The 8314-nt window shown below is 31.9% G+C and carries 9 protein-coding genes; 1 reads left to right on the top strand and 8 read right to left on the bottom strand.

What is annotated here, in order from left to right; genetic code table 11:
- Positions 1-168 precede the first annotated feature (168 nt).
- On the bottom strand, positions 169-1311 hold the full coding sequence (locus tag CLLU_RS17420; protein WP_106011036.1) for a pyridoxal-phosphate-dependent aminotransferase family protein: 1143 nt from the start codon (positions 1309-1311) through the stop codon (positions 169-171).
- Between the two features lie 252 nt (positions 1312-1563).
- On the opposite strand from CLLU_RS17420, the gene CLLU_RS17415 reads away from it, so the two are divergent.
- Entirely contained in the window at positions 1564-2163 is a 600-nt protein-coding gene (locus CLLU_RS17415; protein ID WP_106011035.1) for a uracil-DNA glycosylase, read from the top strand.
- Here CLLU_RS17415 and CLLU_RS17410 read toward each other — a convergent pair.
- The 7 genes from CLLU_RS17410 to CLLU_RS17380 form a co-directional block, all read right to left on the bottom strand.
- Positions 2160-2591: a VanZ family protein gene (locus tag CLLU_RS17410; protein ID WP_106011034.1), complete on the bottom strand. Its 432-nt coding sequence runs from the start codon at positions 2589-2591 to the stop codon at positions 2160-2162. The genes CLLU_RS17415 and CLLU_RS17410 overlap by 4 nt on opposite strands.
- Positions 2592-2626: 35 nt before the next feature.
- Entirely contained in the window at positions 2627-3622 is a 996-nt protein-coding gene (locus tag CLLU_RS17405; protein ID WP_242977730.1) for a zinc-binding metallopeptidase family protein, read from the bottom strand.
- A 1-nt stretch (position 3623) separates the two neighbouring features.
- Positions 3624-4628 carry a M42 family metallopeptidase gene (locus tag CLLU_RS17400; protein ID WP_106011033.1) on the bottom strand — a complete coding sequence of 335 codons (1005 nt, stop codon included), beginning with the start codon at positions 4626-4628 and terminating at the stop codon, positions 3624-3626.
- Positions 4619-5650 (bottom strand): zinc-binding metallopeptidase family protein, encoded by a 1032-nt coding sequence (locus CLLU_RS17395; RefSeq protein WP_106011032.1) that lies wholly within the window; start codon positions 5648-5650, stop codon positions 4619-4621. Before CLLU_RS17395 ends, CLLU_RS17400 begins: the two co-directional genes overlap by 10 nt.
- Before the next feature lie 160 nt (positions 5651-5810).
- On the bottom strand, positions 5811-6710 hold the full coding sequence (locus CLLU_RS17390) for a M28 family peptidase (protein WP_106011031.1): 900 nt from the start codon (positions 6708-6710) through the stop codon (positions 5811-5813).
- A gap of 140 nt (positions 6711-6850) precedes the next feature.
- Complete coding sequence (locus CLLU_RS17385) at positions 6851-8068, bottom strand: DUF4179 domain-containing protein (protein ID WP_106011030.1); 1218 nt, start codon at positions 8066-8068, stop codon at positions 6851-6853.
- Positions 8069-8314: sigma-70 family RNA polymerase sigma factor (locus CLLU_RS17380; RefSeq protein WP_146127619.1), on the bottom strand; the 246-nt coding region annotated here is incomplete at its 5' end. It lies immediately after the preceding gene.

Raw genomic sequence — 8314 nt, 5'->3', positions numbered from 1 at the left:
GTTTCTCTGCTTCATGACAACAGTTGATATTCTATCATATTTTCTCCTATTTTCTTTATAGTATGCACTCTTTAGACTAATTTATCCTTCATTTTCAACTTTATTGTCTTTTTTACTCGATTATTCACATACTGATACGCTAGGTCATGTTATCCTTAAACATCATCATTATAAACTGTGAATTTCTTCTAAAAAAAGCTGTGATATATCGCATCTGCACTTGAATCCAAAATGCTCTAAAGCTTTTTGAAGAGAATATAAAGTATAGACTACTATATTTTCTCTCGCATTTTCACCCATATGTCCTATTCTAAGTACCTTCCCCTCCAAATATCCAAAAGAGCCTGCTATCATAACATTAAAATTGTCCACCATGTATTTTCTCAACTTTTTTTCATCTATACCTTCCGGTACTTCAATAACACTTACAGTGTTGGAATATCCATTTCTTGTATACAAATGCAGTCCAGCCTCTATAATAGCTTTTCTTACACTTCTCCCAATTCTCTCATGTCTCTTTAGAACACCATCATCTGCTAAAATATTGTCCACCGCTGTTCTCAGCGCGATTATATCACTTATAGGCGGAGTATATGGAAACCACTTTTCTTCATAATAATTTTTCCAAATCAGCAGATTGCAATAAAAAGACTTTATAGGACTCCTTCTGTTTTCCATTGCAGCAAAAACATCTTTACTGATACTGAGCAGTGAAAGACCTGGAGGTGCTGAGATACATTTTTGAGATCCCCCCACAACTATATCTATTTTCCAATTATCAACTTCTAAATTTTCACCACCCATGGCTGAAACACTATCCACTAAAGTCAATATACCCTTCTCCTTAAGCATAGGACATATTTTTGATAAATCATTAAGCACTCCCGATGGAGTGTCACAGTGTACAACCGTAGCATATTTAAAATTACTGTCCTTGTCTAAAAAATTTCTCAAATCTTCTAAGTTTATTTCTTCTCTTCTGTCTCCCTTGAAAAACACTACTTCACCATCATACAATTTGACTAAATCTGCAAATCCCTCCCCAAATATTCCATTGTCAATTACAAGTACTCTATCCCCTTTTTCAGTAAGAGAAGCACAGGCAGCCTCTAGGCCAAGCATACCTTCGCCGCCCAATATTCTAACTTCATTTTTAGTTTTTAAAAGTTCACCTATCTTTTTACAGGTTTCCCTATAAAAATCATAGAACTTAGCATCCAGATCAGGATTTGTGCATCGCACACTTCTAGCCAGCCTCACATTCTCTCTGACTTCTGTGGGCCCTGGTGTCATTACATATGGAACTTTCAACAAAATCACCTCTTAAACAATTTAACAGCATTATATCATCAGCATATTTATTTGCAAATGTATGAGTACAATTATTCTAAAAGTACATCAAGCGATTCTAAGGTCAGATGGCGATTACTCATAAATTGATATTTGTTCTTTGAACTCTATAATAAAGTGATAGCATTAGAATAAATTATTTCATTTGAAAAGTATATATATGTTAAAATGTAAGAAAATATAATTAATTTAAAATTAGAAAGGAAGCCTTTTATGAATGATACAGAAGAAATGCTTAGGGAAAAAATCAAAGAAATCTGTGACAATTATAAAGATTCTCCAGTTGGTGGATATATCTCAGGAGATGGTCCAATTCCGTGTGACATACTATTTGTAGGTGAAGCTCCTGGTAAAACAGAGATAGAAAAGGGTAAACCTTTTGTGGGCATGGCTGGCAGAACTTTTGAAAAATACTTAAACCTAATAAATTTAGAAAGAAAAATGGTCAGAATAACTAACAGCTGTTTTTTCAGACCTATTAAGATAAATGAAGGGAAAAATGGAAGAAAAACTGTAAGCAACAGAACTCCAAAGATTTCTGAAATAAAACTATTCAAGGATGTACTGAATGAAGAGATCCAACTTGTGCATCCTAAGATAATTATAACTTTAGGAAATACACCTTTAAAAATATTTACTGAATTCAGCTCTATAGGAGAGTGTCACGGAAATATCTATTTTAATGAACAACTTAAAAAATATATATTTCCCATGTACCACCCGTCTGCTCTGACTTACAATAGAAATAGCAATTTTGAATCCAACTATAAAAATGACTGGCTAAAATTAAAGGATGCTCTAAAGAATCTTTAGAGCTCTTTCGCCTTTTTTTTATACCAGAAGTAACATATCAAAAATCCAGTAATTCCACCTGCAGTATCTATTATTACATCTCTCATTCTAGCAGTTCTTCCTGATACAAACAATTGATGAATCTCGTCTGAGCAAGAATACAAAAACACCATTGAAATTAAAAATACAGCTAATTTTTTTAATTTAAGCTTTTCTTTTGCCGCATTGAACAACAGTACTCCCAATATGAAATACTCCAGAAAATGAGAAACTTTTCTCACTGTAAAATTAGCCATATTTCCCAATAGTTTATTTAAATTCAGCCCCAGCAGCTGAAATATATATATTACAAATTCACTTTTTCCGTTTGATATATCCGCTTTCTGGCTTGAAAAAACAAATACGACTATCATCCAGAATATAACCAAAGCCCATTTGAATTTTTTCATTTTTATTTAAATCCTTTCTCTGTCATATTTAATCCCTACAAGAGATCCTCAATATTCCCCAGCTGCTTCAATAATTTTATAGTATTCTCCATGTCATCAATAGATACCATTTCCGAGGTAGAGTATTTATATCTACACGGTATTGCAATCTCTCCCGTTCTTATGCCATTTCTCTCCTTATGCACTAATCCACCTTCAGATTTATCTGTACTTATACTGTATTGAAGACTTACATCTGCCTTTTTTGCTGCACTCTCCAATATATTCTTTATATCTTTGTGCATTATAAGAGAACTGTCCATGATTTTAAGTACAGGGCCATCACCTATGCTTACATTAGCATTTACCTCTTCTGCATTTTTTGCATTCTCAGTACCTATCACTACACAATAATCCGGACTTATACTATTTGCTGCAATTCTAGCTCCTATTCCTCCCACTTCACCCTGGGATGCAAATACAAAACTGATTTCAACTCCATCCTTCATTTCAATTTCCTCTATGAGTCTTAAAAGTATATAACATCCTACTTTATTATGCAAAAGTGGACTTATCACATTATTATCTCCTACATTTAAATAAGGCCCCACAAGAGATGCCATATCTCCCTCTCTTACTTTTTTTAATGCCTCTTCTTTCTCTTTTACTCCTATATCAACAAACATGTCCCTGGAAGAAGTATATATTTTCCCCAACGTACCATTGTCAAACCTTATAAAACTGTGGGATATATCCTTTTTATTAAAATGACCTATACTGTCGACTCCTATCATTCCATTATCATCTATATGATTTACTATAAATCCTACTGAGTCCATGTGAGAACACAGCATCACCCTATCTTTACCTGCTCCCAATTTCACTATTATATTTCCTATACTATCTTCCTGTATATTCTGATTGGTTTCACTCAAATGATCTTTTATCGTCTGTTTCACTTCATCTTCTTTTCCACTGATTCCAAAAGAATTGATCAACTTTACCAGAAGTTTATCCAAAATTTCCACCTCTTTATATTTTAAATAATTCATATTATAATTCTCTCAAATAGTTTTTCAATAAATTTAAAGTATTTTGGTAATCAATTTTACTGCACAGAGAAACACTAAAATTCTTATACCTGCAGGGCATCAAAATCACCGCAGTTTTACAATTATCAACTGTAAGTCCAATTGCCTTAAGTTCTCCCTCACCCTTGGTATCTCCAACCTTCTGATAAGGGATATTCATATTAACTGCCTCATTTCTAACAGCCTCTACCATGTTCTTGTCAAATATAGACTCACCAGCCTTAAATGGTATTAAGGGACCACTCCCCAGCTGAATCGTCTTTAAATGCCCTGGACTTTCTAATACATCTGTACTGTTTATCCCGTCTAAAATTATAGTCATATCCGGGTTAATGTTGTAAGCTGCCCCATAAACTCCTCTTTGTCCCATATTTCCCTGTACACTAAATACACCATATAAGTTACATTTGAAATCCTGTTTCAATAATTCCATAAGTATGGAACAACCTATTCTGCTATCCAGGGCTTTTCCCTCTATAAAGTCATCTCCAAAACAACAAAAATAATTGTCAAACACAGCAAAATCCCCTAATGAAACAATTTTACGGCATTCTTCCCTGTTTAAGGCACCTATATCTATGCACATATTTTCACAGGGTAAACTCTCATTTACCTCTTTCTTGTTCTGGAGATGTATTGGCTTTATTCCTATAATTCCCGATATTTTTTTATTTCCGATTAGAATAGTTTTGCAGGGGAGTGAATTTTTATCCACGTTTCCTATAGTTGAAAATTTTAAAGTCCCATCTTCATTATAACCTGTTATTATAAGGCCCAATTCATCCATATGTGAGACCACCATTACTCTAGCAGAATCGGAACTGTTATTTCTATGAACCACAACATTGCCCATTCTATCTACATCTATATCTTTTGTAAACATCCCCAGTTCGTTTAAGATAACCTTTCTTGTTTCATCTTCATACCCGGAGGGTCCTACGGAATTACAGAGCTTTTCTAAAAACAAAATAATCCCTCCAATTCATTTTCTTTTAATTCCTGAATAAACCTGGCCAGAAGTCTTCCCGTATTTCTAATATCCCCTAAATTCACCATCTCCACAGAAGTATGCATATACTTTATCGGAATGGATATTAAAAGGGTGGGTATTCCACCAACTGCAGTCTGAATATCCCATGCATCTGTCCCCGTATTTCCCGGCTCCACTTCAACTTGATAGGAAATATTATGTCTATCTGCTGTTTCTATTATCCTGTTTTTAAGTTTAGAATGTATATTAGGACCTATACAGATAACGGGTCCCTCTCCCAATTTATTTTCTCTGTCAGTATCCCCGAACATTCCTCCATCGAAGGTCACATCAACAGCTATGCCTATATCTGGTTTGATTTCATAACTTGCCATGCCAGCTCCTCTGTGTCCCACTTCTTCCTGACAGGAACATACAAAATAAACATCCAAGTCCGAAGTGACATTTTTGAGTTCTGCTGCACATATATACATCGCTGCAATACTTGCCCTATTATCCACGGCTTTGCCGCATATATTCTCATTTAAAAGCTGACTCATATTTCTTTTTAAAGTAATATAATCGCCTATATTGACTAAATCATTTAATTTCTCAAAATTATATCCTGTGTCTATATACAGATTTTCCATCTTAATCTTATTTTTGTCTTTATCCTCATATGCAGGCTTTAAAGCTACGATTCCCTTTATTCTCTCTTTCCCATGAATGACAACCTCTTGGGATACAAGACTTTTAGGATCTATTCCCACAGCTTTGAATTTTAAAAATCCTTCCTTTGAAATCTCATTTACCATTAAAAACACTTCATCTGCATGGGCCATTATCATTATTTTACTGGAACTTTTCCCCTTTTTATGTATGCAAATATTATTCATTTTGCTCATGGTTATATTTCCAAATTCTTTAAAACCATCTTCTATGATAGAGTACAGCCAATCCTCTCTCCCACTGGGTGCATCAACTTCACAAATTTTTTTCAAAAAATCCAAATCCTCCATTTTCTACCTCCAGCCAAATATATTGGTAATTTAATTATAGCATAATTGCATAGGACAATTGTTATCAAAAGGAAAATCGTCAAAGGCAAACAAAAAAATAAATTATCATGATTTACGATAATTTATTTTAAAATCCAGTTTATTTTTGAATTAAAAATTCTCAATTAGATAATGAATTTATAACAGTATCTGCAACTAACTTAAGCTTTGATTCATCTATAAGTGAAATTGTATCCTGTGGACTGTTTATTTTTAAATTTTTGTCATAAGCCTGTCCTATACACAATGCCGGAATTTTATTTGCATCAAAAGCAACATAATCGCTAAACTCACGATCTGTTTTCTTTATATTCATATCTTTAGGCTTTCTTTCTAATAACGTAACAGCAAAATTTTTCTTTCCACTTATGGTAAATATATATGGTTTACTACCACCTTTCTGTGCTATTGAATCAATATTTATAACTGCTTTTATATTTTTTTTATCATTAGAGGATAAATTTTTTATGTAATGATTTGAGCCTACTCCTCCCAATTCTTCACCACCAAAGAAAATAAATCTTAATTCATAATTACTTGGTACATTTTTTAGTAATCTAGCTGTTTCCATAACTACCGAAACTCCTGAAGCATTGTCATTTGCTCCTACGGAATTTTCAGAACAATCATAGTGTGCACAAATGATTACAGCTTCTTTATTATAATTTGCTTTACTTCTTTTAATTACAATTAAATTTTGGCTACTTTTCAATTGCAATTTGTTATCCGATGTATGATTATAAAAAGAAAATGTTTGTGTCTGCGTTTTGTACCCATAAGACTGAATTTTATTTTCTATGTATTCATAGGCTTTTTTTTCATTGTCCGAACCAAATGTTCTATTATTAGCAGCTAATGATTTAATAGTATTCATCATCAATTTTTGATTTGATTCTCTTGTTACATTATTAGCCACTGTTGATTGGTTTTTATTATTAAAAGATAGGCTAGTGCACCCCGAAAAAACATAACAGCTAATCAGCGTAAATATTAGTATTAACTTTATGCATTTATTTTTCATTTTTCCTATTCCTCTCTTATGATGGTAAAGCTACCTCAAAAATAGTACTGCTTGTATTGGGCTAACTTCTTAAATTTACAGTATTACTAGTCACTACTCCTTTTTTTAGTTCATGGATACTTATAATTTTTTAATAAAAACTATTTGATTTTTACTTTCGTTGTCTCTATATTTGTATAAGGTTCACCATTTGAGTAATTAAGTTGATTTATCACTAGATACAATTTATTTGTTTTGTTAAAGTAAGGACTTTCAAACGATAAATTTATACAATTTTCCGAATCCATGCTTACCAGAGCATTCCCCGAAATACTATATTTATTTCCTTTCTCATCTGTCAAATAGGGTAACTTGCTGGTATCCCCTCCAACTATTCTTCCAATTGAATTGCATTGAGATTTATCAATACTGTTTTTACCCAATTGTATTCTTATTTCAGTATGGGTAGGGTAGATTTTTACACTCTTAAAAGTGAAATCAGTATTATTAATTGAAAATGGAATATTATTATATTCTTCCGGTTTTTGTGATTTTAGGTTTTTGTCAAGTTTTATTTCAAAATTCCAATTGCCGGATATATTTTTGGGTTCTCTATTGAATTTTGAAGTAAAATTATTGTAAGCTTCTTTAGAATAAGACATATTATATGCTTCAGTAATACCTGAAACCTTTAAATTTATTTCATCAGGTATTTTCATATTCTTTATACTTATCAATTCTATGGAACCAAAAGTTTTCTTATTTTTGGAGTAATTTTCAATAGAATTACCTAATGATGAAATTATGCATTTATAATTTGTGTTGCTTAACGATAGACTATCTTGATTTTTATTATTCAGCTTAGGCGGAAGTCTTTGTGATTTAAAATCATCACTATTCAAGAGAGTTTTTCCATTGTTGTCACTTACAGAAAATTTTTCTAATAAAAGATTCCTGATGTCCTCATCAGCCATTGTCCCATTTAACGTATATAATATAAATATATCTTTATCATCTGTAATTATATTATCAACAGTAATACTTATATTTTTGTCTTTTTGAATTTTACTTATATTTTGAGACAAATTTTGATTTACAGCACTATCTATATTTTTATCATAATGAAATTGTACAGCATTGGCTATAGATGATATTACAGGTACATCACTTAATGACTCTGCAAGAGCAGGCACAAAATTGACACTGCTGATGAAAATAATAATCAATGAAGCTATTGCAGCATTAATCTTAATCAGCCTTAGTTTTATAGTTCTTATTTTTTTATCCCTTTTTGCTTTTGAAATAGACTTTTTAATTACATCATCAAGCCTGCTTGATATGGCAATTTTTTCAAACCCATTTTTAGGATCATGCTTCATTTAAATACACCCCTTTTCCAATTCAACTTTTAATTTTTTTAATGCTCTTCTTAAATAAACTTTCACAGTGCCTTCCGGGTATTCTAAAAGCTTAGAAATTTGAGGAATAGTCATATCCTGAAAATATTTTAAAATGATTAAGTTTTTATATTTTATACTCAAATTATCCATAGCATTATATAAGTCAACATTTTTAGATATGTTAAACTCCATTTCTGAAATATTATTATCCTTGTCTAATAAATT

Source organism: Clostridium luticellarii, from assembly GCF_002995845.1.
GTDB lineage: Bacteria > Bacillota > Clostridia > Clostridiales > Clostridiaceae > Clostridium_B > Clostridium_B luticellarii.
This window is presented reverse-complemented; position numbering and strand designations above follow the sequence as displayed.

What these genes read in the sequence shown, in the direction of transcription:
- CLLU_RS17395 (WP_106011032.1), bottom strand. Translation starts at nt 5,650, where the DNA reads ATGGAGGATTTGGATTTTTTGAAAAAAATTTGTGAAGTTGATGCACCC.
- CLLU_RS17390 (WP_106011031.1), bottom strand. Translation starts at nt 6,710, where the DNA reads ATGAAAAATAAATGCATAAAGTTAATACTAATATTTACGCTGATTAGC.
- CLLU_RS17385 (WP_106011030.1), bottom strand. Translation starts at nt 8,068, where the DNA reads ATGAAGCATGATCCTAAAAATGGGTTTGAAAAAATTGCCATATCAAGC.
- CLLU_RS17415 (WP_106011035.1), top strand. Translation starts at nt 1,564, where the DNA reads ATGAATGATACAGAAGAAATGCTTAGGGAAAAAATCAAAGAAATCTGT.
- CLLU_RS17405 (WP_242977730.1), bottom strand. Translation starts at nt 3,622, where the DNA reads ATGAATTATTTAAAATATAAAGAGGTGGAAATTTTGGATAAACTTCTG.
- CLLU_RS17410 (WP_106011034.1), bottom strand. Translation starts at nt 2,591, where the DNA reads ATGAAAAAATTCAAATGGGCTTTGGTTATATTCTGGATGATAGTCGTA.